Here is a 24,172-nt window from a genome sequence, read left to right as displayed (position 1 = left end):
GGCGTTTTTGTTGCAATGCTCTAGAAATTTCAGCTAGATCAGTCTTCTACATGATGTTTAATACTTCGGCTGCCATTGGTTGGCTGTCCTTGCTAGAGAAAGCAGGTTAAACTGTTCGCATCATAATTCTAAAGGATGGTGCCATGTACCACGGTCATATCTATTTCCCTCTGCGATTTGCAGAGCAAGCAGAAACACTGCGTCAGAAAATTCTATCGGAACGTAAAGATGTATTAGAGGTTTTCCCACTAATACAGCGTTTGGTTGGCCCACATAAGATGCCAATGTTTGAGATCCATTTTGCGAACAAAGAGTCGGGCATTGTTGAATGGCTTGAGGAAGAACGCGGTGATATGTCGGTGCTTATTCACCCTGTAACTGGCGGTGAAGAAACTTTGGATCACACAGTACGCGCGATTTGGCTTGGTCGTGAATTGGGTGTCTTTGAAGAAACGCTGACTAGCTAATCAAATATACCAATATTGCACTTAACTCATTCCGACCGGAAAATACATGAACAATAAAAAGGCTCCTCAAATGAGGAGCCTTTGTTTTAGGGAGCCGTTTTACCAAGAAACCGGTTATCAAGAGCCTCTGGTTATCGGGCTGAACCGTTAACCAGAGTAGGGGGATTAAGCCTCTGCAGTTGCCTTAGAGTCGCTCATCTTTTTAAGAGCTGCGTAACCAAAGCCTGTTACTGCTGTACCTGCTGCAATCGCCACTAGGTACATTAGAACTGGAGAGATAGCACCAGGAATTAGTAGTACGAATAGGCCGCCGTGTGGAGCCATTAGCTGTGCACCAAACATCATTGATAGAGCGCCAGTTAGTGCACCACCTGCCATACATGCCGGGATAACACGCATTGGATCTTTCGCTGCGAATGGAATTGCACCTTCAGAGATGAAACATAGGCCTAGAACGAATGATGCTTTACCCGCTTCGCGCTCGCCTGCTTCAAACTTGTCTTTCACTAGGAAAGTCGCAAGGCCCATACCTAGAGCTGGAACCATACCTGCTGCCATGATAGCTGCCATTGGCGCGTAAGTTTGCGAAGCCAGTAGACCAACACCGAACGTGTAAGCCGCTTTGTTTACAGGACCACCAAGGTCGAAACACATCATTGCGCCTAGAATAACACCCAGAAGAATCGCGTTAGACGTACCCATGTTGTTTAGGAAGTCTGTCATTGCGCTCATTACGCCAGAAACAGGGCCACCTACGATGTAAACCATCACAAGGCCAGTGAACAAACTCGCGATAAACGGGATGATCAGGATTGGCTTAAGCGCTTCCATCGATTGTGGAAGTTGAACCTTGTCAGCAATGAACTTCGCTGAGTAACCCGCTATGAAACCCGCTGCGATACCACCTAGGAAACCTGCGCCTGTTGAACTAGCCAACATACCGCCGATTAGACCCGGAGCTAGACCCGGACGGTCAGCAATCGAGAATGCAATGAAACCAGCAAGAACAGGAATCATCAGGGCGAATGCAGAGCCACCACCGATAGTCATCAGTGCCGCTGCTAGTGTGCCTTCTTCTTTAAACGCTTCGATACCGAATACGAAAGAAAGAGCGATGATCAAACCACCCGCAACCACTACAGGAAGCATGTGAGAAACACCTGTCATTAGATGCTTGTACACGCCTTTCTTCTCGTCAGCAGGCGCTGAGTTTGAAGAAGCTGTGTGTTGGTATGGTTTAGCTTCTGCGAACGCTTTTTCCATCTCTTGCTTTGTTTTCTTCAAAGCAGGACTTGTCGTTGTTTTGTATAGCGCTTTGCCGTTAAAACGATCAAGAGGAACGTCGATATCTGCTGCGATGATAACTAGATCAGCGTCTGCGATTTCTTGGTCTGTCAGTTGGTTTTTTGCACCTACAGAGCCGCGAGTTTCTACTTTGATTTGGTGACCTAGGCGTTTGCCTTCGGCTTCAAGCGCTTCAGCGGCCATAAAGGTGTGTGCAACACCAGTTGGACAAGCGGTGATCGCTACGATCTTTTTGCTACCTGTAGCAGGTGACGTACCAGTCACTTCAACAGTGCTTTGAACTTGAGAAGCGTCTAATACCGTTGCTTCTGCTACCGCTTTCTCTAGAAACGCTTTTGCATCAGCTGTGCATTCAGAGATAGCTGCTTGGTATACTTTCTTGCCCACAAAGCGCGCTTTATCAACGTTTGTGTTGGCTGCGATAACCACAACGTCGCTGCTGTCGATAGTGTCTTGCGATACAGTTGAATCAGGTAACACGCTTGATTGACATTCAATAGCGGCGTTCCAACCCAGTGCTTTTGTCGCTTGCTCTAACAAGCCTGCTGCGATGATGCTGTTTGCTACGCCACTAGGGCAAGCTGTGATAATGGTAATATTCATAATAAACCTTTTGTCCTATTTGCTTGTGTCTAACTGGCTAGTTGGAGCACTAAGCGACTGTAATTGGATATTTTGTAGTACTGAATCCAGCTCTTGTTGGCTGGTGATGCCCACGCCTACCTGTGAAACTGCTAGAGCAGATAGGGCGGTTGCGAATTTAATAAGTTCTGGTTTTGGCATCTGTTGCATGTGACCCCAACATAGACCAGCAACCAATGTGTCACCTGCGCCTACCGTGCTTACTACTTGCATACGCGGCGGTTTAGCATGTAACCATTCACCTTGGTTTAGCCACATCACGCCTTCAGCGCCAAGTGATACCACGATGTTATCGATGCCTTTTTCACTTAGGGCTTGGCCTGCGTGTTGGCATTGGTCACGAGTTGTCAGTTCTGCATTGAACAGCTGAGACAGCTCTTCATCGTTTGGCTTAATCAACCAAGGTTGCGCATTGATACCGGCTTTAAGTGCGTCACGGCTGCTATCAAATAGCACCTTCTTACCTAAATCGTGTAAGCGTTGAACCCAAGAAGCGCAAAGCTCAGGAGAGATGCCTTGTGGCAAGCTGCCTGCAATCACGAAGTATTCGTGGTCTTCAGCCAGTTCTAACAAGGTTTCTTCAAACGCTTTGATAGCGTCAGCATCAACAGGAACACCTGGGAAGTTGATGTCGCTTACTTGGCCTGAGTTCTCTACCAATTTCACGTTAATGCGAGTTGCGCCATCAACACGGATGAAGCGGTCAGTTGCGCCCATCTCTTCAAACAGTTGGCAGAACGCTTCTTCGTTATTGCGACCAAGGAAGCCAGTCACTGTCACTTTTGCGCCAAGCTCTGAAAGAACTTTTGCGACGTTTACGCCTTTGCCCGCTGCATGCAGAGAGCCTTTGTTTACTAGGCTAACTGAACCCACGTTAAGTGCGTCGATAGCGCCTGTCAGGTCTAGAGCAGGGTTAAGCGTTACAGTAACGGCTTTGATTTGTTTATCAGACATATCGACTCCTTAACCTTCGCCAAGGCCTGAAGCGATAGCTTTACCAATCGATTCAAGTGCTTGTGCTGCGTCTTCACCTTCAGCAACAAACTGAAGCTGGTGGCCGTGTTTAACGCCAAGAGCGATCACTTTCATCAAGCTCTTCGCGTTCACTTCTTTTCCGTCGCCATCTAGGTTTGACACGCGGATTGTTGATTCAAACTTCTTCGCTTCAGCGACTAGCATTGCACCCGGACGAGCGTGCAGGCCGTGTGCGTTTTTGATTTTGAATACTGCGCAGTTGTCATCGTCTTGAGAAGCTGTAGAAACCGCTTCACCTTTCAGAAGGCCAATCACTTGCGCTGCGTCAGCGGTTAACAGTTGTTGCTGTTTACCTTCGAAAACCATCTTGCTTAGGTTTGCCAGAATAGATTGGTGCGCGCTGTTACAAGCGGCGAATGCTACCAATGCTTTAACTGGTGTGCCTTCGTATTCACAATGGTTCGCTGTTGAAACGAAAGATACGCCAGTGCGAGTTACACCTTTATCGCTGCCCAATAACCACAGGCCTTGGCCTAGGTGAGTCGGTGTTTTCGTTACTAGGTCAGCAACGAATGCGTTGTCTGTGCAACCTGTGTTCTTAAGTAGGCCGCCTGCCACTGCCGACATTTGAACCATGTCGCTTGCAGGGAACAGTAGCTGAACTAAAGAAGCGTCTAGGTCTGCTTCTAGCTGAACTTCGCCGTTAAGTAGGGCGATGATTTCGTCTTCTGATTTCGCTTGCTTTAATTTCTCTTCAACGCCGTCAGCCGCTAGCACTTTCGTTAGTTGCTTAAGAATGCCTAAGTGCTCGTCAGATTTAGCTGCAATACCAATTGCTACGTAAACACGGTTGCCGTCTGCCCAATCAATACCTTCAGGGAAGTGGTGTACCGCAACGCCTGTCTCTTTTACTAGGCCACGAGTGTCAGTGGTTCCGTGAGGAATCGCGATGCCGTTACCTAGGAACGTAGAGTTCTGGTTTTCACGGTTCAGCATTCCTTCAACGTAGCCAGAGTCAACTAAGCCTTTCGCGGTCAGGTCGCCAGCAATGTTTTGGATAGCTTTGAATTTGTCTTCGGCAGTTTGGCCTAGAGTGATGTCAGATTTTGATAATTTAAGCATGGTGCCTCTTTAGCGTATCGCTTGAGAATTTGTGTATCGCTACGATTCAGTCTAGAGCAAGAATTAGTGAACTTTACTCGTTGCTTTGCTCTTTGTTTTACTTTAGCTGAATCGGTTCAGCATTCAGTGTAAAAAAATTCAGCAAAGCCGATTTTGGTTTTCAAAATAGTTTTGCTGCGCGTCGTAATTTCAGTTTCGTTAATAACGAGAAGTTGAATCACAACAAATGACGCTCAATCCATACAAAAGGATGATTGAAGTCACTTTTCAGATTTTGCTGAATCCTTTCAGCTTTTATACTGAATCGATTCAGCATATAATTCAACTAATCCGAGGATCAGATCATTGGTTATATGATCCTACGCACAAAATACAGGTCACCCATATGACACTTGATGAAATTGCTAAATTGGCTGGAGTATCGAAAACCACGGCCAGTTATGTCATCAACGGCAAGGCGCAGAAATACAGAATCAGTGAAAAGACTCAGCAGAAAGTCATGGCGGTTGTGGAAGAGTATAACTACCGACCAGACCATGCTGCTTCGTCGCTGCGTGCTGGTAATAGCCGGTCATTTGGTTTGATTATTCCTGATTTGGAAAACAGCAGTTACGCGCGTTTAGCTAAATTGATAGAGCAGAACTCACGTAAAGTGGGCTACCAGATTTTGATTGGTTGCTCTGATGATGATGCAGAAACCGAACGCAAAGTAGCCGAAGCTTTAGTGAGTCGTCGTATCGATGCTTTGCTGGTGGCGAGCTCAATGCCAGACGCCAATGAGTTTTACTTGAAGCTGCAAAACTCAGGTACACCCGTAATCGCGATTGACCGTCCGTTAGATGATGAGCACTTTGCGTGTGTGATCAGTGAAGATTTTGAAGCCGCATTTGAGCTGACTCACTCGATTCTTGATGACAGCATCCATAGTGTTGGTTTAATCGGCGCGTTACCTGATCTGAACATTTCACGTGAGCGTCAGTTGGGTTTTGAAGCAGCGAACAAAGCACATACTCAACAAACAGGGCTAACAGAAAACAAGCCGATGGTTGTGGGTTATGGTGAACACTTTGACAGAGAATCTGGACGTGAGGTTTTTGAGGGTTGGATTGCTAAAGGTACAGTCCCTGATGCCATTGTCACTATGTCTTACACCTTGTTAGAAGGTGTACTGGATGTAATGGTCGAAAAGCCTGAACTGATCAAGCAAGTAAAGCTGGCAACCTTTGGTGATAACCGTTTATTGGACTTCTTACCTTTTAAGGTTCACTCACTGCCGCAGCAATTTGAAGTCATTGCCGATAGTGCTTTTGCCTTGGCGTTAAATGCATCGGCCAAGCGTTACCAAGCTGGCATTGAACTCGTACCAAGAAGCTTAGTGAAGCGAGGCTAACTCGAATTTTACAGTTAGCTAGAAGCCTCGCGTTTAGCTCGAACCTGTAATTAACTCCTACTCAGCAATAAGCCCATTTCTACAATGGCAACAATGCCGAGCAACAAGGCCAACACTTTCCAAAACTGGATTGGGTTTCGGTTTATCAAAGGTTGCTTGGCTTTGCTTTTCACCAAGCTTTGGTTTGGTGTGTAAAGGTCTGCCACAAAATCCCCCAACACTTGATGACGTTCGCTTGGTGATTCCGCACAGGCTTTTTGTAACACCAAATCCACCCAACTTGGTAAGTCAGACCGCTTTTGTGTGATGGGTTGATACTCCCATTGGTGGTGACGAGATTGATTAAGCGATTGTGCCGTCATCTCAGAGTAGGGCAATGTACCCGTTAGCATCTCATAGCCGATCACTGCGATAGAGAACAGGTCTGAACTTGTGGTCGCCGTATTGTGCTTGATGGTTTCTGGTGCAATATAATTGACCGCGCCTAGTGGTGTATCGTCTTTGTCGGTGAGCTCTCCCTCTTCAAGGCCTCTCACTAACACTGCACCAAGGTCGATGATTTTTATCTCACCATCACGTTGAAGCATGATGTTCTCGGGCTTTAGGTCTCGATGCACCATGTCTGCGCGTTGTAATACTCGAATACCTTGCGTGATCTTTTCTAAGATTTCGCGCACTTCATTGAGTGACGGCTTTGGATTATCGTACATCCATTGTCTTAGCGTAATGCCTTCGACCCATTCGCAGATTTGATATAAGAATTGCGAGTGCTCTGGCGTTGGGTAAACCTTCATGATTTTCTTGTTGTGCAGTAATAGCCCCGCCCATTGTTCATTAAAGAACGCTCGGAGTTGCGAAGGATTATCGTGATATTGAACTGACGGGACTTTTAACACGAACTCGGTTTGTGTCTCTTTCTGCATCACACGATACACATGGCTTCTAGTGCCTGCATACAACACCTCAAGTACCATAAATTTGTCGATACTTTGCCCGAGTTTTAAAGCGGGTGGGATGGCACGCTTAGCCAGTTTTTCATGGAATTCAATGAGCGAAGGCTTAGGTAGGTGGTTAACTTGCACAATCAAGCAGCTTACGTTGTCTGAACTATTGTGACTTAAAGCGGTATTACAGATCGTTTGTGCAGCGTGTTCGAAATCAACGCCGGGTTTGTCGATATGTTCCTTGAACGTGTTGGGAGAAACAAACTCATGCACGCCATCAGATGTCAGGATAAAGCAGTCGTTTTTCTTGATGGGAAGTGTTTGATAGTCAACGTTGAGTTGGTTGTCCATGCCTAAGGCGCGTGTTAGGTAATGCTTCTGCCCCATATTCTTGCGCGTATGGTCGCGTGTCAGTTGGCGCAATTCACCATTTCTTAACAAGTAGATACGGCTGTCACCGACATGGAATAAATGCGCGGTGTTTGATTTTAATATCACGCTGCTGAAAGTCGAAACTAGAGCGTTGTGGTTAACTTGTTGCGCGGAATGGATATTGGAAACAGAGGTATTGAAGAGCCAAGAGTTGAGTGACTTTAAGACTTTCTGAGCTGAGCGCTGAATGCTCCAACTTTTTGGCGTTGCGTAATAGTCGTCGATAAACTGCATCACGCTGGTGTGGCTGGCTTGCTGGCCGTGTTCACTGCAACTCGCGCCGTCTGCTATGCAGGCGACGCTGCCTTTCAACTCTTGCTCCATGCGAGTTTTAGGGTGTTTTACAATGATGGCGTCTTGGTTTTCATCACGAATGCCTTTATTCGAATAACCACCAAACTTCAGCGTTAACTGGTTATTAGATTCTGGCGTGATGACTTGCCCTTGGCTGAATGAAATTGTCATAACTGTTCTTCTTCTTAACTGTTCTTCTTGCGTCCTTGAGAGAACATCTAGGAAGAACAAAAGCCCTAGTGAACCTAGAGCCTTTGAACGCAGTACCAAAGTGGTGAAACACACCTTGGTACCACTCCCGATTCAATAATATCAATGCTTCATAGTACTGAGGCTAGTTCGATACGTTAATCAAGGTCACACTACCGTCGTCGTTTACTTCAGCGATTTGACCGTTAGGCTCTTCCATGAACAGTAGAGTCACGAAACCAAGTACCGCTGTTGCAGCAATCACTAAGAAGAACGTTTGGTAGCTCACGAATGACAACACAGTTAGGTAAACCACCGCACCCACATTACCGTAAGCACCCGTCATACCTGCAATCTGACCTGTCATACGACGCTTGATTAGAGGAACCGTTGCGAATACCGCACCTTCACCCGCTTGCACGAAGAAAGAACACGCCATCGCCGCGACAACCGCTAGCCATACAGGCCATGTGCTGTCTACTTGACCCATTGCGAAGTAACCCACAGCAAGACCAATCGTTAGAATAAGCAGTGTTGGTTTACGACCGAATTTATCTGAAATCCAACCACCACCTGGGCGAGACATTAGGTTCATAAAGGCATAAGCCGATGCAACCATACCTGCAAGAACCGGTGTTAATTCAAAGGTTTCAGAGAAGAACAGTGGTAACATAGAAACCACAGCCAGTTCAGAACCAAATGTCGCGAAGTACAATACGTTAAGTACCGCAACTTGCTTAAATTTGTACTGGTGAATCTCTGGCACTTCTTCTTTAAATACGTTCTTGTTTACTTTCCAAACCTGCGACACTTCGTACACGTAAAGTGCTGCTAAACCTGCATACACAGAGTAAACCGCCATGTCAGACAACATGTTGATGTTGCTCGGTGATAGCTTCCAAGTCAGTAGCGCTAAAGCGGCATACATAGGGATCTTCATAATAAGTAGGAAGAAAAAGTCACCCTTTGATGTCACTTCCATCGCCGTTACTTGAGCAGGCTTGAAGTAAGTTGAACCTTTTGGTGTATCTGACACGTTTTTGTAGAAGATAAACGAGAACGCTAAGCTCATTACGCCAGTAATACCAACCGCATAACGCCAGCCGTCTTCACCACCAAACGCTAGAGCGAGAGTTGGAAGTGTGAACGCCGCTGCTGCTGAACCGAAGTTACCCCAACCGCCGTAAATACCTTCTGCAGTACCCAGTTCGTTGTGTGGAAACCATTCAGACACAAGACGAATACCGACAACGAAACCTGCACCAATGAAGCCCAGTAGGAAACGAGCGATTGCTGCTTGAATGAAAGAGTCTGCCAGAGCAAACATGAAACAAGGGATAGAACAGACCGCGAGTAGCGAAGAGTAGACCAACCTAGGGCCGTATCTATCGGTTAGCATGCCTATTGCGACACGTGCCGGAATGGTCAATGCAACGTTGAGGATCAGGAGGGTTTTGATCTCTTCAGTAGAAAGACCAAGCGTGGTTTTTACCATTTGCAGTAGTGGGGCAAAGTTGAACCACACAACAAAGGTAATGAAAAAGGCCATCCAGCTTAGGTGTAAGACCTTCATCTTACCCGTAAATGAAAGCAGCGAAAATTTAGTGTTATCCATGGTTTAAATCCTTTAAATCTGGAAAATTACCCGGTTTGTGCATCTGCGTTACTTCCGAACTTCGAACGCTTTAATGTGCATAAACCCTGTGCCGAAATTGCGCACGCCAATAAGCGTTTGCATCATGGTGTCGGCGTTTTAGTTAACTGGCGATAGCAAGTGGTGCGAGAACTTGAACTTGTTCTCCTTGCTTGCGAACTTCAAATTTCACGAGCTTGAGCTCAGGCTGTTCAAGACATTCGCCAGTTTCTAAGTGGTAATGCTGCTTGTATAAGGGTGAGGCCACATAAGGTTCTCCGCTTAATGAACCAATTATACCACGTGACATCACATTCGCCTTGCCGATAGGGTCGTAATTAGAGAGCCCATAAAGCGTGTCGCTGCGCTTGCAGTAAAAAATAGCCACTTGGTTATCGTCTACTTTGGCGCAAATTCCCCCGTTTGGGGTTAGATCGCTGGTGCTGCATACGGTTGTCCAATTTTCCATGACTTTCTCCTAGTCTAAAATTGAGTTTTTATTTTTTTATTGATGAACCTGATGAAATTTATGAAACCTCAGTCACTTCGATTTGGTCTGCTTGAGCGAGCTTTTCATCGCGTTTTGAATTCGAAGCATCACTCAAGCTTGGTTTAGGAAAACGTTGCTCTCGCTCTTTGATGAAAGAGAGGCTAGTGTCCATTTCTTCACTGTTGATGTAGTGCTGGAAGCGCTTCATCTTCTCAGGGTTTTCAATGGTGGTTTTCCATTCACACTGGTACTTCTCGATGTTGAGTGCGATGTCCGCTTCGAGTTCTTCAGCTACGTTGAGCTTGTCTTCAATCACGACTTGTTTGAGGTATTCAATGCCGCCTTCGAGGTTCTCCATCCATACCGATGTACGCTGTAGGCGGTCTGCGGTACGTGTGTAGAACATCAAAACGCGGTCGATGTATTTAAGGAGTGTGGTTTCGTCCAAATCAGTGGCGAATAGGTCTGCATGGCGAGGGCGCATACCGCCGTTACCACAGATGTAAAGGTTCCAACCTTTGTCGGTGGCGATAACACCAATGTCTTTCGATTGGGCTTCTGCACATTCACGAGTACAGCCTGAAACCGCAAACTTGATCTTGTGGGGTGAACGCAGGCCTTTGTAGCGGTTCTCAAGTCGAATCGCTAAGCCAACACTGTCGTCGACACCGTATCGACACCAAGTGCTGCCGACACACGATTTCACGGTACGAACCGACTTACCGTAGGCGTGGCCCGTTTCAAAACCTGCATCAATCAGCTTTTTCCAGATGATAGGCAGTTCGTTAAGCTGTGCGCCAAACAAGTCGACACGCTGACCACCCGTGATTTTGGTGTACAGGTCGAACTCTTTAGCGACTTCGCCAAGTACGATCAATTTATCTGGAGTGATTTCACCGCCAGCAATACGCGGAACTACCGAGTAAGTGCCGTCTTTTTGCATGTTGCCAAGGTAGATGTCATTGGTGTCTTGCAGTTCGATGTGTTGATCTTCGAGGATGTAATCGTTCCAGTACGAAGCCAGAATCGAACCGACAGCCGGTTTACACACGGTACAGCCCAATCCGTTGCCGTGAGAATCTAACAGCTCATCGAAGGTCTTGATTTTGTTGACGCGGATGATGTCAGTCAGCTCTTGGCGAGAATAAGCAAAGTGCTCACAGATATCGTTAGAGACTTCCACACCTAAGTTACTCAGCTCACTATCGAGAACCTGTTTCGCAAGGGCAGAACAACCGCCACAACCTGTCGAAGCATTGGTGGTTTCTTTCAGTGCGGCCATCGTGGTGCAGCCAGCAGAAACCGCCTCTTTGATGTCGCCTTTGGTTACATCAAAACATGAACAGATCACAGCGCTATCAGGCAGAGCTTCAACACCCATTGCCGAACCTGAATCATCGGCCACGTTAGGTAGAATCAGTACTGATGGGTTTTCAGGAAGGGGCATATCGTTTTGCTTGATTTGCAGTAGCGAACCATACGCTTCTGCATCCCCCACTAACACAGCACCAACAATCTTTGTGCCGTCAGCCGAAATGATCAGGCGCTTATAAACTTGTTCGATTTCATCGTTGTAGGTATACGATTGAGCGCCTTCCGTCTTGCCGTGTACTTCACCAATACTGGCAACATCGACGCCAAGCAGTTTGAGCTTAGTGCTCATGTCGGCGCCAGTGAATGCAGCGTCGTCAGTACCGTCAGAGACAATATGCGAAGCCGCGATTTTTGCCATCGAATAACCGGGAGCGACTAAGCCGAAGATCTTGTTATCCCAAAGGGCACATTCACCAATCGCGTAGACGTTGTCGATATTGGTTTGACAGTGATTGTTGATCACAATACCGCCACGTTCGCCAATCTCGACATCAGAGCTTCTTGCTAGTGCGTCTTGAGGGCGAATACCGGCAGAGAATACGATCATATCGGTTTCTAAATGGGTGCCATCGGCGAAGTTCATGCGGTAGCGAGCGTTTTCACCGTCGACTATTTCAGAGGTCGCTTTCTCGGTATGAACTTGCACACCAAGGTCTTCAATCTTTCTGCGCAGTAGGGCACCGCCACCGTCATCTAATTGAACGGCCATTAGGCGAGGCGCGAATTCAACCACATGGGTTTCCAAACCAAGGTTTTTGACGGCGTTTGCGGCTTCTAAGCCAAGCAGACCACCACCAATCACCACGCCAGATTTGCTGCCTTTGCTTGAAAGCTCGATGGCGTCTAAGTCTTCGATGGTACGATAAACGTGACAGTGTTCTTGGTCGTTACCGGGAATAGGGGGAACAAAAGGGAAAGAGCCCGTCGCCAAGATTAGCTTGTCGTAACTTTCAACGTGACCACTTTCAGTGATGACTTGTTGATTGGCGGTGTCTAGCTTGGCAACCTTCTGGTTCAACAAGTAGTTCACGCCGTTGCTTTGGTAATATTCTTCACTGGTCAATGACAGGTCATCAGCGCTTTTACCATTAAAGTAAGCCGTCAGCTGAACACGGTCGTAGGCTAGCCTTGGCTCTTCACTAAAAGTAGTCACATCAAATTCATCACTCTCTGATTGCAGGATGTTGTCGATAAATTTGTGTCCAACCATGCCGTTACCAACAACGACGATTTTCTTCTTGCTCATAATCCATTCCTTATTCTCGGCGTCACCATCACTAGCATCTAATTTCTAGTCGTTAGCAGATGAATACCGGGTTGAGATTCCACTCAATTCATAATCATCAAGAAAAACAAAAATGTTTTTTCTAAGTCTTGGTTTTTAGTGGAGCAAGGAGGATGCCAGATTACGGTTCGTTCATTTAAATAAAAATTAATTTATAATTTTCAGTGGTTTAAAAAATAGAGGTAGCACGCAATTACCCCTAAAGTGGTATGTAAATTTTTTGTTAGATTTATATAAATGAGCGTTTGTGGTGCAACTTTCTGCAAGATGGTGCAAAAATTAAGTTTAGACCTTGGTTAAGTTCTGTTTGGTTCGTTGTTGATATTTGTATTTTTATTAACTTATTGTTTTTAAATGAAAATATTTGCAATTTATCGGCTGCTATTAAGTGGCGTGTTATTTGCTTGTTTTCACTTATTACAATTATGGATAATTGAGCGAGAAACGGATGACCGATTCAAACAGCGGCTGGATAAAATCGACCTGTGCTTATTGTGGTGTAGGGTGTGGAATAGAAGCGAGACCGACATCGCTAGGGAAACTAGAAGTACGTGGTGATAAAGATCATCCATCAAACTATGGAAAGCTATGTACTAAAGGGATCGCGCTTGGCGACACCGTCACGCCTTTAGGTCGTCTTACACAGCCTGCTCATATTCAGAATGAGCAAAAACAAGAGCTAGATTGGAACAGTGCCACTCAGTTGGTCGCAGACAAATTTAATCAAACCATCGAAGAATATGGGGCCGATTCGGTTGCGTTCTATGTGTCTGGTCAGCTGCTCACCGAAGACTATTACGTTGCCAATAAACTGATGAAAGGCTTTATCGGCAGTGGCAACATCGACAGTAATTCTAGGCTATGTATGGCTTCAACCGTGGTCGGGCACAAGCGTGCATTTGGCGCAGACACAGTACCGGTGTGCTACGAAGATCTCGAGCAAGCCGAACTAGTCGTGATTACAGGTTCCAACTTAGCATGGTGTCACCCGGTACTTTTCCAAAGATTAAGAGCCGCGAAACAAGCCAACCCTGAATTGAAAGTGATCGTCATCGACCCTCGTTATACCGACACCTGTGAAATCGCGGACATTCACTTGGCATTGGAATCCGGCTCAGATGTAGCACTATTCAATGGTCTATTGGGCTACCTCGACGATAACGACAAGCTAGATGCAGACTACATAGAAAACCACACCCAAGGCTTTACTGAATCGATTCGATCTGCAACTCAATATCGCTATACCGAATCAGGCTGGGGCGACAAAAGTGTTCCTGAGCTCACAGGGTTAACAGAGCAGCAGCTAAAACAGTTCTACAGCTTGTTTGCATCGAACGAGAAGGTGCTGACCATTTACTCCCAAGGCGTGAACCAATCCACACAAGGGTGTGACAAGGTGAATGCCATTATTAATTGCCATTTAGCCACCGGGAAAATCGGTAAACCGGGCATGGGGCCATTCTCTGTGACGGGTCAGCCGAACGCGATGGGTGGGCGAGAGGTGGGCGGTTTAGCCAATACCTTAGCGGCACACTTTGAATTTGGTGATCCACAATCGCACCAAACGGTGAGCGAGTTTTGGCAAACCGACAGCTTAGCCACACATGCGGGTTTAAAAGCGATTGACCTGTTTGATGCCATGAATGAAGGCAAAATCAAAGCCGTGTGGATCATGGCAACCAACCCAGTCGTGAGCCTGCCTGATAGCGAAAAGATCAAAGCCGCATTAGAGAAGTGCCCATTTGTGGTGGTGTCTGACTGTATTGCCGATACGGAAACCACTCGCTTGGCCGATGTAGTGCTGCCCGCGCAAGGGTGGAGCGAGAAGTCGGGTACTGTGACTAACTCTGAACGCCGAATCTCACGTCAACGCCGCGTGTTACCAAGCCCAGGGGAAGCCAAACCCGATTGGTGGATTCTAAAAGAAGTGGCACAAAAAATGGGATTCAACGAGCAATTCGAGTTCCGCCACGAAGGTGAGATCTTCAAAGAGTATTGCGAGATGACAGCGCTCGGCAATGAAACAGGTAAAGCGCGAGACTTGTGCTTAATTGGACTCACGCAACTGGATGAGAAAGGTTATGGCGAACTCACTCCACAGCAATGGCCAGTGCTTGAGTATCAACCAGAGATCATTGAGCAGCGCATGTTCACCAATGGCGAGTTCTTTACTGAATCAGGCAAAGCTCAGTTTATTTCAGTCGAACACGACAAACCGATTGCCGACACCAGTCTTGAATTCCCACTTATCATGAACACAGGGCGAATCCGAGACCAATGGCACACCATGAGCCGCACAGGTTTGGCGGCAGGCTTAGGTGAACACACCCCAGAACCGTTTGTCGCCATGCACCCAGATACGGTTTCAGAACTGAACTTGGATGAATTTGGGCTAGATGTTTTCAACCATGCGACGATTAACCCTGTGGTGAAAGTACGCAGCGCACAAGGGGAGTGCCAAGCGCGCTTAGTGGTGACCAAAGAGATGCGCCGTGAACAAGTCTTCATGCCTATCCACTGGAACGCACCGACCGCCAAAGACAGCAAGCCGTGTGACTTGATCTTACCTCATACTGATGCTGCATCAGGACAGCCAGAGTTCAAACACACCCCAGTGGTAGTTGAACCGTGTGGCTATCGCAGTGAAGCCGCACTGGTCAGTGACAAGGTGATGGATTGCAGTAGTTTTGATTACTGGGTGCGCCAAAGAGTGGAGGGCGGTTTTCTGTATCGCATCTCATCATCTAAGAACCCAATGGAGCTGGTGATTCAACTTGCCAACACCCTCGATGCCTTACCAGAACCTAACGCGGAGGCAATCAAATCACTCCATTACCACGGCAATAAATCATTCAAGAACTACGGCTCTGCCAAGCTGGGTCAGTCTGGCGTAAAGCAAGCTTTTGTGGTGAACAGTAAGCTTGACCATCAAAGCATCGATTGGCTGGTGGAATGTCTAACCCGAGAAGCCGATGAAGAGTTCGAAGCCGAGTTTTTGAGTACTATGGCGAAGTAGCCGACTACCTCTAACCTATTAATACATAAAGCTAAGCGCCGACAATTACGCCGGCGTTTTTGTTTTTGAGAATAAGACTCTTGAGTTATGGCAACTCATAGTCTGAATTGGCTGTTTACTCACATATTGGGGCGTTTTCTGCATTTTGCAGAAACTATATGGAAAATTTCTGTTTTTTGTCATGTTTGATACAAAGAAAAGTAGGTAAGATGATGTTATTAAATGAGTTATTAGACCAAGTGTAGTGTGTCTTGGAAACTAGACAGAATTGTTTCAGGGACAAAATGCAGAATTTTTCTGTCTAATATAGCTGTTAGGTGCCGGTATGATTCTGAGCTTTATGATGAAATGAAAATTTGTATAATAAACAAGTTATTACTTATGGATATGATCTAAAAGATGAATAGAAAACTCATTACGTTGAAAGCGAAGACAACAGAGCTAATCGAAGAATCTGGCTTGTTTATAACTTTGAAGCAATGCTACTCCACTTCTTGCAATATTTCACTAGGATACTCTGGTTTACCTAATGAGCATAGTGAGTTAGATATTGGAGATGCAGTTCTATTTCAGACACCTAGCGAAGGGATGTTTGAAATCAGACTAATGGACTTATCATCGGTTAGCGCCAACTTTCTCTTAAGCCAAATCAGTTCGCAACCAGGCTTAATCGCGGGGACAGATAGTCAATCTCAAGAGAATAGCAGCTTTACTGCTAGCGAAGTTGAGCGAATTGAACATAGCATTAGCTTATTGAAAGATAGTATCGCAGAAAAACACGAGTTTACATCTGAGCAAATCAAATTAGTTCACAAGACGTTAGATGAAGTTAAAGATGCATCTAATAGGTTAGGTAGAAAAGACTGGATTAACTATACAGCAGGCCTTTTAACCAGCGTGGCCGTTTCTGCTGCTTTTTCGAACGATGCTAGGCACGTACTTTTTTCAACTGCAAATAGTGTTTTTTCATGGCTGTTTACCAGTGCTTTTACCTTATTGGCATCTGGCACCTAACAATCTGTTTAAGAGCGATTCGCAACGCATGGCATTTTTACTATGCGTTGCGTTTAGTGTTTAAGGTGGTATGCGGCGGCTTCGGTATTGCGTTGCTCACACCTTAACAGTGGAATTGACTAATATTCCTCTGTAGACAGCGGTATACAACAATGAATGGTAATGCCATATATAACAATAATTTAGATTAATTATGTTTGTTCATACTCGTTCGCTTTAGTTTATCGATATACAATTATTCTGCTACATATCCGCTACACAAAGGAAGAGTGTTATGGCGATTAAGCAGAAAATCACAGCTAATTCAATTAAGAACCTCAAGGTTGAACAGAAGCGATTGAATGATACTGAAATCAGTGGCTTTCATGCTCGGATCTCTCCTTTAGGTACGATTAAGTATTATCTGTACTTCCGTCTCAACGGGAAGCAGCGAAATTATCTCCTTGGTTCTGCTAATGCTTTAACTCCTGCGCAAGCAAGAGACTTAGCTAAAGAGAAAGCGGGTTTAGTTGCAAGTGGTGAAGATGTGCAAGAGGCCCGATATGAAGCTAAAAGGCAAGAGCAAAGAAGTAGCCTAACACTAAAAAAATTTCTCGATGAACATTATGAGTCCTACCTAATAGCTATGAACCCTAAGACGGCTAAGCAGTCGTTCATGTGTATAACAAACAATTTTAAACATCTGGCGAATAAACCCTTAGCAGAGATCACTGCATGGGATATTCAACAATGGGTTACTGAACGCAGGAACTTAGGTCGTGCTCCAGCAACGGTTTCGTATGCCTATAATCGCCTGAGAGCGGTTTTCAACCGTGCCGTTGAATGGAATTTTATTGATTCACATAATCTGAATAATGTAAAAATTACTAGGGAAGATAATAAGAGAGTTCGTTACCTTTCCTATCAAGAAGAAAAGTCACTATTGGACACTCTACATCATCGTAGTGAGCGTCTGAAAAATGATATCAAAAAGCGCTTCGGAGAAAGGGCGTCGACACAGTTTTCTGTACGTTATATCGATTACCTAGAGCCACTGGTTTTAATGGCGATGAATACTGGTATGAGGAAAGGTGAATTACTTTCTTTATGTTGGGAGCACGTCAATATGGAGGATCGTTATCTAACGGTACGTTCTGAAAATGCGAAGTCCAAAAACAAACGAACGATCCCTCTGAATAATACAGTTTTTGACATGCTCAACGTTTGGCGAGAGCAGAATCCAACTACGGAATTTGTTTTTGTTGTCAATAATAGGCCTTTGGAAACCTATCAATATCAGTGGGAGCAATTATTAAAAGAAGCAGGTATACAACATTTTCGCTTTCATGATTTGCGCCACCATTTTGCCAGTAAACTTGTTATGGCGGCAGTGGATTTAAACATCGTTCGTGAGCTACTTGGCCATGCTGATTTAAAGATGACCCTTAGGTATGCGCATTTAGCTCCTGAGCACCAAGCCAATGCGGTCAATTTGATTGGCTAACAGCCGTATATTCGTCTTGTTTCTATCTGGATATTTTCACATGTTGTTATTTTCGGTTAGGTAACCGAATGAAACCAATAAACACGGGGCTTTGACGGTTTTTGTACCGCGTTATTTGGTAACGGTTACTTTCGGTTAAGATTGTATTAACCCATTGATTTTATTTATATCGTACTTAACCGAGAAATTACTCCCCTTGAGAGGGCGTTTTTTCATCGTTTAACCTAATAGGTATAACTCTAAACCTAATAGGTACAACCCTCTAACACTGCGAATTTATTTCTGCTTAGATGAACTCGAATCGACTAAGAGGAATAAAGAGATGAATTCAGAATTAACCCAAAAACGTGCCTACACCGAACAAGAGACTGCGACTTACATTGGTATGAGTCGTTCGTTTTTACGCCAATCAAGAATGGAAGGACATCGAAAGAATCGAACAGACGCCCCACCTTTTATTAAAATAGGGCGGGCGGTACGCTATCTAAAAGAAGATTTAGACCAGTGGCTAGAGAGCCACAGTAAATGCGAACAACTCTCTCACAGAGGGGGCTATCATGATTAATTTGAGTAAAGAACAATTGACCCTTTTGGCTTGGATGAAAAGAGGGCATACGTTTGAAGTGTGCTCAGACTATTGCCCGAGGAATGGAGAGGTGCTCCCAAAAGAGCGACTACCTATTCGCCTCTTTAAAGAGACTATAGATAAGCTTTTTCAAGCCGGTTTAATAACGTATGTGAGTAACAAATCTTACGGCCTTCGTTGGGATGTTTTCTCCTTGACTCAGATAGGGAGTGAACGAGTATGAATGTGTTAGATTTATCGAGTGTTGACCCTGATGACAGAGGTTTTGTGACCAAGAGGCTAGCTTTGTTTTCATTTGAAATTCAGCGGATCTTACTTAATGAGTATTGTCGTCAGCCAACCAAGTTTGAACGAAATACTTATTTGCGAGTAACGTCGGACACACTCTCGAATCATTTATCTGTCCCGTTGGATAAAGTGGGACTCAACCTTACTGAAGAGGACTTAAGGGACAAAGCGAAACGCTTAGCGGCTTCGACGCTTGCATTACGACGCCAACATTTGAGTGAATCCGTTTCCCTTGTTTATATTCGTCAGCTAGTCAAACAACAAGGACTTCCTGTTAACGCAGGTTTGTACTCACATTCCGGTGAGCTAGCCCGTTATAGTGACCCTAAATGGTGGCTTAGAAAGCTCAGAAAGGCGTTAAGACGTAATATAGAAACTGTTCTGCACCATCTTAACCAAATCAATAAGAAAACAAGCCTGTATTGCTCCTATCCGACATTAATCGCTAGAAGGAACCAAAGAGCCTATCAGAATGCTTATTTAGAAAATACCTTTGCTGTTAATGAGCTAGGGCAACGCTTTTCATTGCTTGAATTAGCACAAAAGGGTGTCTCTGATCCGAAGATACGCAAAGCTGAATTAATGGTTAGAGCAAGGGGATTTGAAGACCTTGCTCAAGAACTTAACCATGTAGCAACTTTTCTCACTCTTACTTGCCCTTCGAAGTATCACAGAAGCTACTCAGCTTCGGGTCATGCCAATCCAAAATGGGGAGGCTTTACCCCGCTAGACGGTCACTCTTACTTAAATAAGGTCTGGCAATTAATACGTTCAAAACTGAATCGTTTAGGGGTCCGTTTTTACGGTTTCCGTGTAGCAGAGCCACAACATGACGGCACACCACATTGGCATTTATTGTTGTTTGTGGAGCCGGAATCTTATCGTCAAATGATAGAGGTTATACAGGACTATGCGTTACGAGAAGATAGTAAAGAAAAAGGCGCGACTGAGCACCGATTTACTGAAATCAAGATAGATCCATCAAAGGGCTCTGCTACGGGTTATATCGCTAAGTACATTTCAAAGAACATTGATGGAACTGATCTTGATAAAGGTGTTTACGAAGAAGACCCTCAAGATGCGGCTGCCAGAGTTGATGCGTGGGCGGCCTGTTGGGGCATACGTCAATTTCAACAACTGGGAGGCTGTTCTGTGACAGTGTGGCGTGAGTTGAGACGCCTAAAAGAAAGACAAGGTTTACCATTACTTGCTCAAGGGATTTTAAAAGCCGCGGACAAAGGTGATTGGAAACGGTTTACTGAGATGATGGGTGGTGTGTTCAGTCTACGTAAGGAGCAGGTCTGTAAGCCTTACTACGCTCTTTCTTTTGATTTAACTACTGGAGTTATCAAAAGTAGTTTATATGACGAAAATGAAATGGTGAGAGTGTTGAAAGGAGTCATGATTGCGGGGCGTGAAATCATCACGCGAACATTTCAGTGGCGATTGGAATCAACTCCCCGTTACGCTTTTTAACTTGGAGTTCTGTGAATAAGTGTACGTTATGAAACCAAAGTTAAAATACCAAGGATAGCGAGTAAACAAGAGACTATCTTCCTTGCAAGGTTTGTGTGCTCTTTTAAAAAGTAACCAAAAATAATATCGAGGATGAAGGCACCTTGGAATAAGGCCATGACTAAATTGTTAGTTTTACTGATGGGTAGTGAAGCGACAAGTATGAGCATAACGCTCATTATTTGTAGGGAAGTAAGTTTCTCACTTAAAAAACTTCGGAAAGAGAACTCCCCATATTTTACTCAGGAAAACTAGTTGGTAAGGAGAGGTTAGATCGATAGCGTAACATTTCAACGTGAAATTATATTTATAGATTAGATTTTATATAAATTACAAATAATTAATTTTGGTTTTACAGTGATATGCATCAAGGTTGGTTGCGTGCGATCGTGAGTTCATTGTAGGCATTCATTACGCACTAGTTAACGACAACTTACCAAGGAGCTAACTTATGGAAGATAAGAACAAGTTACATCAGGATATTGAACAAAATAACGATGAATTCTCAAAAGAATTTGAGGTTGAGGCTAGTGAAAGCATTTGCTGCGATAATGATAGTCCACGTCAAGATGTTGGGCACTAGTTTATAAGACGTTATGGGGAAGCCCTCTAGAATGAGGGCTTTTTAAATATAAATGATATCTATTTCAGTAATAAATAGCTCTCTTAATAGTGCTTTTAACTCAACAATGATTGAACCTACTTACAGGGTTTTTAAAGGACAAAACTTAGATTATAGAGCGTGTGCGTCAATACCAAAATTATGGGGTGATTGTGCTCAACCTCCTCACGAACATTTAAGAGGAATTGTCGGCGAGGGTTACTGCTTGGCAATCAATGAGCTTTCTAAATGGAGCTTATTGCTGACTAGAGAAATTAATGCACTACTATTGGAAAGTAAAATATTAGCGAGATACAAAAATCCAGACTTAAAAGACGTGTATGTTTTTATATCTACTTCAGAAAATTGGACGCCGTTTGGAGTTCATCGAGATTTCGAAGATTCGATCATTTTAGATATTGATGGTTTAGGACGGTGTATTTATGAATGGCCCAATGAAAATGATGTAGAGTTCGACTTTCCTATAATAGACGCAAGAAGCTTCATGGGTATTACTTTTGATTATGTAGATAAATTGCCTTTCGCTCAATGTGTTCGCCTAAAAAATGGAGAGTATCATAACGTTAAGTCTAAAGTTTTACACATTTTCAAAAGTAATGGCCCAGGTCTGTTTATAGGATTGAGTTGTGTGGAGTCGCGCGACGGCAATGTGTTTATTCCTCCGATTTACGATCCTAACCTTAAAGCTAATATCAAAATTCTATGTCGCGCGAAAGTTGCGCTTAGTAGTTTTAAGCTTGAAGGTGATTACATCGAGACTCGGTATGGGAGAATAAAATTAACAGATGAAGAAAAAAATAGATTATTGAGTAAGAAATTTAAATTCTCCAAACCTGAAGTGTTAAGAGAACTAATTTCGTCAAAAATCGATTCCAATTTAGTCGAGAAAATGATCAAGATAGGCGCTGTGTATGTGTTTTAAATTTTATCAAGAAATATTTAACTCCATAGATGAGTTAAATATAGGAATTAAACCTTCAGATTCATTTTCGACATCGCATGTAACACCTGAAAAATTTAGGAGTTTGGCTGCCTCAATATACGACTCAATACTAAATGTTGGAAGTTCTAGGTTCAACTTGAGATTGATATTGGAAGGGAAGGATATCCACCCAGCTATGTTCATTGAATCGAGAATAGGTGATGGTCTTATCGAACATTCAGTAGTTGATGGCGATAATGTGGTGCAATTTTTGAAAAAAGGAGGGACGTTTGTCTTCGATCATATGAATGACTATATACCCCAAGCAAGGCTAGTACAGGAGTATATTGAATCAAAGTATGGTGTTAAGTGCTGGGTACAGTGTTATGTAACATGTTCAAAAGGAACAGCGTTTTTTATGCATGCTGATGACCACCCCTTTATTATTTTCCAAATTATGGGAAAGAAACAATGGAATCACGATAACAATACGCCAAATATCACTTATAGCGTAGGTGATATGGCGTTTTACCCTAGAGGTAAGAAACATAATGTTCACGGTTTAGGTGAACTCACAATGCATCTAACAGTGGCATTTGAGGGGTATAATGATACGACATATGATCAGTTGAGCTTGGAAGAAAAGTTGAAGGTTTTGAAACCTAGAGTAGGTAGTAGTTTGCCGTATTCTATTGCACCTGAATTATTGAAAAAAACAACCAATCTAAGGGCTTATTATAATCACTTTCCTCCGTTAAAATCGATGGGCTCTTATGATGTGTTAATTACACCGAAAAAGCGAATAAAATTGAAGCCTATTTATTCTTCGATACTTAAATTAATTCAAACTGAGTTTTTCCTTAACGCAAGGGATATATCTAATGAATTAGGGCTTCCTGAGAGTCAAGTTATGGATTTCCTATTATTCGGGTTGAAAGAAGGCTTAATAATCAAAGGATGTAGAGATGAAAGCTATTAGATTAAAACTATTGGGCAATATTAGTAGAAACTTTTTCCTTTTTTGTATCGCCTCGTTTGTTTCTTCTATAGGAAATTCTATAATACCAATCGCCTTTGCCATCGAATCTGTAAAGATCTCTCCGTCAGGCGTAGGTCTTAGTATAGTTCTTATATCCTTATGGTTAGGGAGATACTTAGGGACTTTACAATATCGAAGAACAAGTTTTGTTAACCTTAAGAGAGTAATCCTTGTCTCGGATTTTTTTAAGCTATCGACGCAGCTTGGCTTACTTCTTTATATCTACGTTTATAGTAATGATATTGTAGCAATGGCAGCATCTTCCTTTATATACGGTATAGCTTCATCTTTTTTCGCCCCTTCCTCATACAGGTTGATACCAGTAATTACTTTAGAAAAGGAAAGGGAGAGATGTAACTCAATTCTATCTGCTATGGGTGATGTTTTTGGGATCCTTGGGCCATTAGTTGGCGCTACGATAGTTATATTTCTTGGCTTCGAACTAGTTCTATTGGTTGATGTTATTACTTTTGGCTTCGCCTTGCTTATGTTTTACTTAATGGATCTTGAAAAGCAAGTCAATTCAGTTGGCGAGTCAGAAACACCCAAACCTGATACAAACTCAAATAAGATGTCTATGATTCCAGTTTGGTCTGAGAATGGTATAAGAAGTTGGTTCTTTGCCTCAGTTTGTATTGGGTTTATGGGTAGTGCGGGGCCATTCTTAATTATACAAAATCATTCAGAATATTCATGGGCACTTGTTGCGACTATAGTTTCAGTGGGTTCTCTGTTAGGGTCGGCCTCCGTTATGACAGGAAAGCTTACCAACGTAAAATGGAAAGGTGTCCACTTCCTATGTTTATTGTTCCTTACTATTCAATTGTTGGCTTTCAATAGCCAAATGAACATTTACATAATCGCGATGTTTGGCCTTACTGGAGCTCTATTTACCACTATGAGTGGTGTGAAGTGGGATACGAAAGTTCAAAATGAGCTATCCCCTAATCAACTATCGATTTTTGCTGCTAAGGAACAACTTTGGATGAATACAGCAATCCCTATGGGAATGTTGCTGTTTGCTTTTGCATCACTAGTTGAGTTAATTGATCTTACCTTAATAGTCATTTCAGTTACTACATTCTTAAGTACGATCTTTTTGATACGTAAAGAATAATTATAGAGCGTCAATCGTATGCCTTACT

Annotated in this window: 18 protein-coding genes; 11 read left to right on the top strand and 7 right to left on the bottom strand. The window is 43.8% G+C overall.

Annotation, left to right across the window (positions count from 1 at the left end; translation table 11 throughout):
• Positions 1 to 143 precede the first annotated feature (143 nt).
• The gene (locus tag MSG36_RS07585) at positions 144 to 467 is read left to right on the top strand and encodes a DOPA 4,5-dioxygenase family protein (RefSeq protein WP_248367060.1); all 324 of its coding nucleotides are present in this window, start codon (positions 144 to 146) and stop codon (positions 465 to 467) included.
• A gap of 165 nt (positions 468 to 632) precedes the next feature.
• Here the strand turns inward: MSG36_RS07585 and fruA are convergent, their stop codons facing one another.
• From fruA to fruB, 3 genes are read right to left on the bottom strand one after another with little or no spacing between them, the layout of a single operon-like run.
• Positions 633 to 2,375: a PTS fructose transporter subunit IIBC gene (gene fruA / locus MSG36_RS07580; RefSeq protein ID WP_248367058.1), complete on the bottom strand. Its 1,743-nt coding sequence runs from the start codon at positions 2,373 to 2,375 to the stop codon at positions 633 to 635.
• A gap of 15 nt (positions 2,376 to 2,390) precedes the next feature.
• A complete protein-coding gene (pfkB, locus tag MSG36_RS07575) occupies positions 2,391 to 3,368 on the bottom strand; it encodes a 1-phosphofructokinase (protein WP_248367056.1) in 978 nt (325 codons plus the stop codon).
• A gap of 9 nt (positions 3,369 to 3,377) precedes the next feature.
• Positions 3,378 to 4,511 carry a fused PTS fructose transporter subunit IIA/HPr protein gene (gene fruB / locus MSG36_RS07570; protein WP_017094927.1) on the bottom strand — a complete coding sequence of 378 codons (1,134 nt, stop codon included), beginning with the start codon at positions 4,509 to 4,511 and terminating at the stop codon, positions 3,378 to 3,380.
• Positions 4,512 to 4,896: 385 nt separating this feature from the next.
• Here fruB and cra point away from each other — a divergent pair, with 385 nt between their 5' ends.
• Positions 4,897 to 5,901 (top strand): catabolite repressor/activator, encoded by a 1,005-nt coding sequence (cra, locus tag MSG36_RS07565; RefSeq protein WP_248367054.1) that lies wholly within the window; start codon positions 4,897 to 4,899, stop codon positions 5,899 to 5,901.
• 50 nt (positions 5,902 to 5,951) lie between these two features.
• Here cra and MSG36_RS07560 read toward each other — a convergent pair whose 3' ends face one another.
• The 4 genes from MSG36_RS07560 to nirB form a co-directional block, all read right to left on the bottom strand.
• The gene (locus MSG36_RS07560) at positions 5,952 to 7,742 is read right to left on the bottom strand and encodes a bifunctional protein-serine/threonine kinase/phosphatase (protein WP_248367051.1); all 1,791 of its coding nucleotides are present in this window, start codon (positions 7,740 to 7,742) and stop codon (positions 5,952 to 5,954) included.
• 163 nt (positions 7,743 to 7,905) lie between these two features.
• Entirely contained in the window at positions 7,906 to 9,375 is a 1,470-nt protein-coding gene (locus MSG36_RS07555) for a NarK family nitrate/nitrite MFS transporter (protein ID WP_050621641.1), read from the bottom strand.
• Positions 9,376 to 9,517: 142 nt separating this feature from the next.
• Positions 9,518 to 9,862: a nitrite reductase small subunit NirD gene (gene nirD / locus MSG36_RS07550; RefSeq protein WP_012600889.1), complete on the bottom strand. Its 345-nt coding sequence runs from the start codon at positions 9,860 to 9,862 to the stop codon at positions 9,518 to 9,520.
• Between the two features lie 58 nt (positions 9,863 to 9,920).
• Positions 9,921 to 12,503, bottom strand: coding sequence for a nitrite reductase large subunit NirB (gene nirB, locus MSG36_RS07545; RefSeq protein ID WP_248367049.1), 2,583 nt, complete (start codon positions 12,501 to 12,503; stop codon positions 9,921 to 9,923).
• 472 nt (positions 12,504 to 12,975) lie between these two features.
• On the opposite strand from nirB, the gene MSG36_RS07540 reads away from it, so the two are divergent.
• From MSG36_RS07540 to MSG36_RS07500, 9 genes are all read left to right on the top strand, one after another.
• Complete coding sequence (locus MSG36_RS07540; protein WP_248367047.1) at positions 12,976 to 15,558, top strand: nitrate reductase; 2,583 nt, start codon at positions 12,976 to 12,978, stop codon at positions 15,556 to 15,558.
• Positions 15,559 to 15,957: 399 nt separating this feature from the next.
• Entirely contained in the window at positions 15,958 to 16,572 is a 615-nt protein-coding gene (locus tag MSG36_RS07535) for a hypothetical protein (protein WP_038964760.1), read from the top strand.
• Positions 16,573 to 16,846: 274 nt separating this feature from the next.
• On the top strand, positions 16,847 to 18,055 hold the full coding sequence (locus tag MSG36_RS07525) for a site-specific integrase (RefSeq protein WP_102257650.1): 1,209 nt from the start codon (positions 16,847 to 16,849) through the stop codon (positions 18,053 to 18,055).
• A 322-nt stretch (positions 18,056 to 18,377) separates the two neighbouring features.
• On the top strand, positions 18,378 to 18,620 hold the full coding sequence (locus MSG36_RS07520; RefSeq protein WP_065679455.1) for a helix-turn-helix domain-containing protein: 243 nt from the start codon (positions 18,378 to 18,380) through the stop codon (positions 18,618 to 18,620).
• Between the two features lie 240 nt (positions 18,621 to 18,860).
• Positions 18,861 to 20,405, top strand: a complete 1,545-nt coding sequence (locus MSG36_RS07515; protein WP_248367044.1) for a replication endonuclease — start codon at positions 18,861 to 18,863, stop codon at positions 20,403 to 20,405.
• A gap of 490 nt (positions 20,406 to 20,895) precedes the next feature.
• Positions 20,896 to 21,027, top strand: a complete 132-nt coding sequence (locus MSG36_RS23840) for a hypothetical protein (RefSeq protein WP_276605431.1) — start codon at positions 20,896 to 20,898, stop codon at positions 21,025 to 21,027.
• 106 nt (positions 21,028 to 21,133) lie between these two features.
• On the top strand, positions 21,134 to 21,988 hold the full coding sequence (locus MSG36_RS07510) for a hypothetical protein (protein WP_248367042.1): 855 nt from the start codon (positions 21,134 to 21,136) through the stop codon (positions 21,986 to 21,988).
• Positions 21,978 to 22,967, top strand: a complete 990-nt coding sequence (locus MSG36_RS07505) for a hypothetical protein (protein WP_248367040.1) — start codon at positions 21,978 to 21,980, stop codon at positions 22,965 to 22,967. The genes MSG36_RS07510 and MSG36_RS07505 overlap by 11 nt, the downstream gene beginning before the upstream one ends.
• Positions 22,954 to 24,144 (top strand): MFS transporter, encoded by a 1,191-nt coding sequence (locus MSG36_RS07500; RefSeq protein WP_248367038.1) that lies wholly within the window; start codon positions 22,954 to 22,956, stop codon positions 24,142 to 24,144. The genes MSG36_RS07505 and MSG36_RS07500 overlap by 14 nt, the downstream gene beginning before the upstream one ends.
• The last annotated feature ends 28 nt before the right edge of the window (positions 24,145 to 24,172 follow it).

Origin of the sequence: Vibrio sp. 1CM8B (genome assembly GCF_023161685.1) — a bacterium.
GTDB classification, from domain to species: domain Bacteria; phylum Pseudomonadota; class Gammaproteobacteria; order Enterobacterales; family Vibrionaceae; genus Vibrio; species Vibrio coralliirubri.
Note: the sequence above shows the minus strand (reverse complement) of the source record. Positions and strands in the feature narration are given on the sequence as shown.

What these genes read in the sequence shown, in the direction of transcription:
- MSG36_RS07585 (WP_248367060.1), top strand. Translation starts at nt 144, where the DNA reads ATGTACCACGGTCATATCTATTTCCCTCTGCGATTTGCAGAGCAAGCA.
- fruA (WP_248367058.1), bottom strand. Translation starts at nt 2,375, where the DNA reads ATGAATATTACCATTATCACAGCTTGCCCTAGTGGCGTAGCAAACAGC.
- pfkB (WP_248367056.1), bottom strand. Translation starts at nt 3,368, where the DNA reads ATGTCTGATAAACAAATCAAAGCCGTTACTGTAACGCTTAACCCTGCT.
- fruB (WP_017094927.1), bottom strand. Translation starts at nt 4,511, where the DNA reads ATGCTTAAATTATCAAAATCTGACATCACTCTAGGCCAAACTGCCGAA.
- cra (WP_248367054.1), top strand. Translation starts at nt 4,897, where the DNA reads ATGACACTTGATGAAATTGCTAAATTGGCTGGAGTATCGAAAACCACG.
- MSG36_RS07560 (WP_248367051.1), bottom strand. Translation starts at nt 7,742, where the DNA reads ATGACAATTTCATTCAGCCAAGGGCAAGTCATCACGCCAGAATCTAAT.
- MSG36_RS07555 (WP_050621641.1), bottom strand. Translation starts at nt 9,375, where the DNA reads ATGGATAACACTAAATTTTCGCTGCTTTCATTTACGGGTAAGATGAAG.
- nirD (WP_012600889.1), bottom strand. Translation starts at nt 9,862, where the DNA reads ATGGAAAATTGGACAACCGTATGCAGCACCAGCGATCTAACCCCAAAC.
- nirB (WP_248367049.1), bottom strand. Translation starts at nt 12,503, where the DNA reads ATGAGCAAGAAGAAAATCGTCGTTGTTGGTAACGGCATGGTTGGACAC.
- MSG36_RS07535 (WP_038964760.1), top strand. Translation starts at nt 15,958, where the DNA reads ATGAATAGAAAACTCATTACGTTGAAAGCGAAGACAACAGAGCTAATC.
- MSG36_RS07525 (WP_102257650.1), top strand. Translation starts at nt 16,847, where the DNA reads ATGGCGATTAAGCAGAAAATCACAGCTAATTCAATTAAGAACCTCAAG.
- MSG36_RS07520 (WP_065679455.1), top strand. Translation starts at nt 18,378, where the DNA reads ATGAATTCAGAATTAACCCAAAAACGTGCCTACACCGAACAAGAGACT.
- MSG36_RS07515 (WP_248367044.1), top strand. Translation starts at nt 18,861, where the DNA reads ATGAATGTGTTAGATTTATCGAGTGTTGACCCTGATGACAGAGGTTTT.
- MSG36_RS23840 (WP_276605431.1), top strand. Translation starts at nt 20,896, where the DNA reads ATGGAAGATAAGAACAAGTTACATCAGGATATTGAACAAAATAACGAT.
- MSG36_RS07510 (WP_248367042.1), top strand. Translation starts at nt 21,134, where the DNA reads ATGATTGAACCTACTTACAGGGTTTTTAAAGGACAAAACTTAGATTAT.
- MSG36_RS07505 (WP_248367040.1), top strand. Translation starts at nt 21,978, where the DNA reads ATGTGTTTTAAATTTTATCAAGAAATATTTAACTCCATAGATGAGTTA.
- MSG36_RS07500 (WP_248367038.1), top strand. Translation starts at nt 22,954, where the DNA reads ATGAAAGCTATTAGATTAAAACTATTGGGCAATATTAGTAGAAACTTT.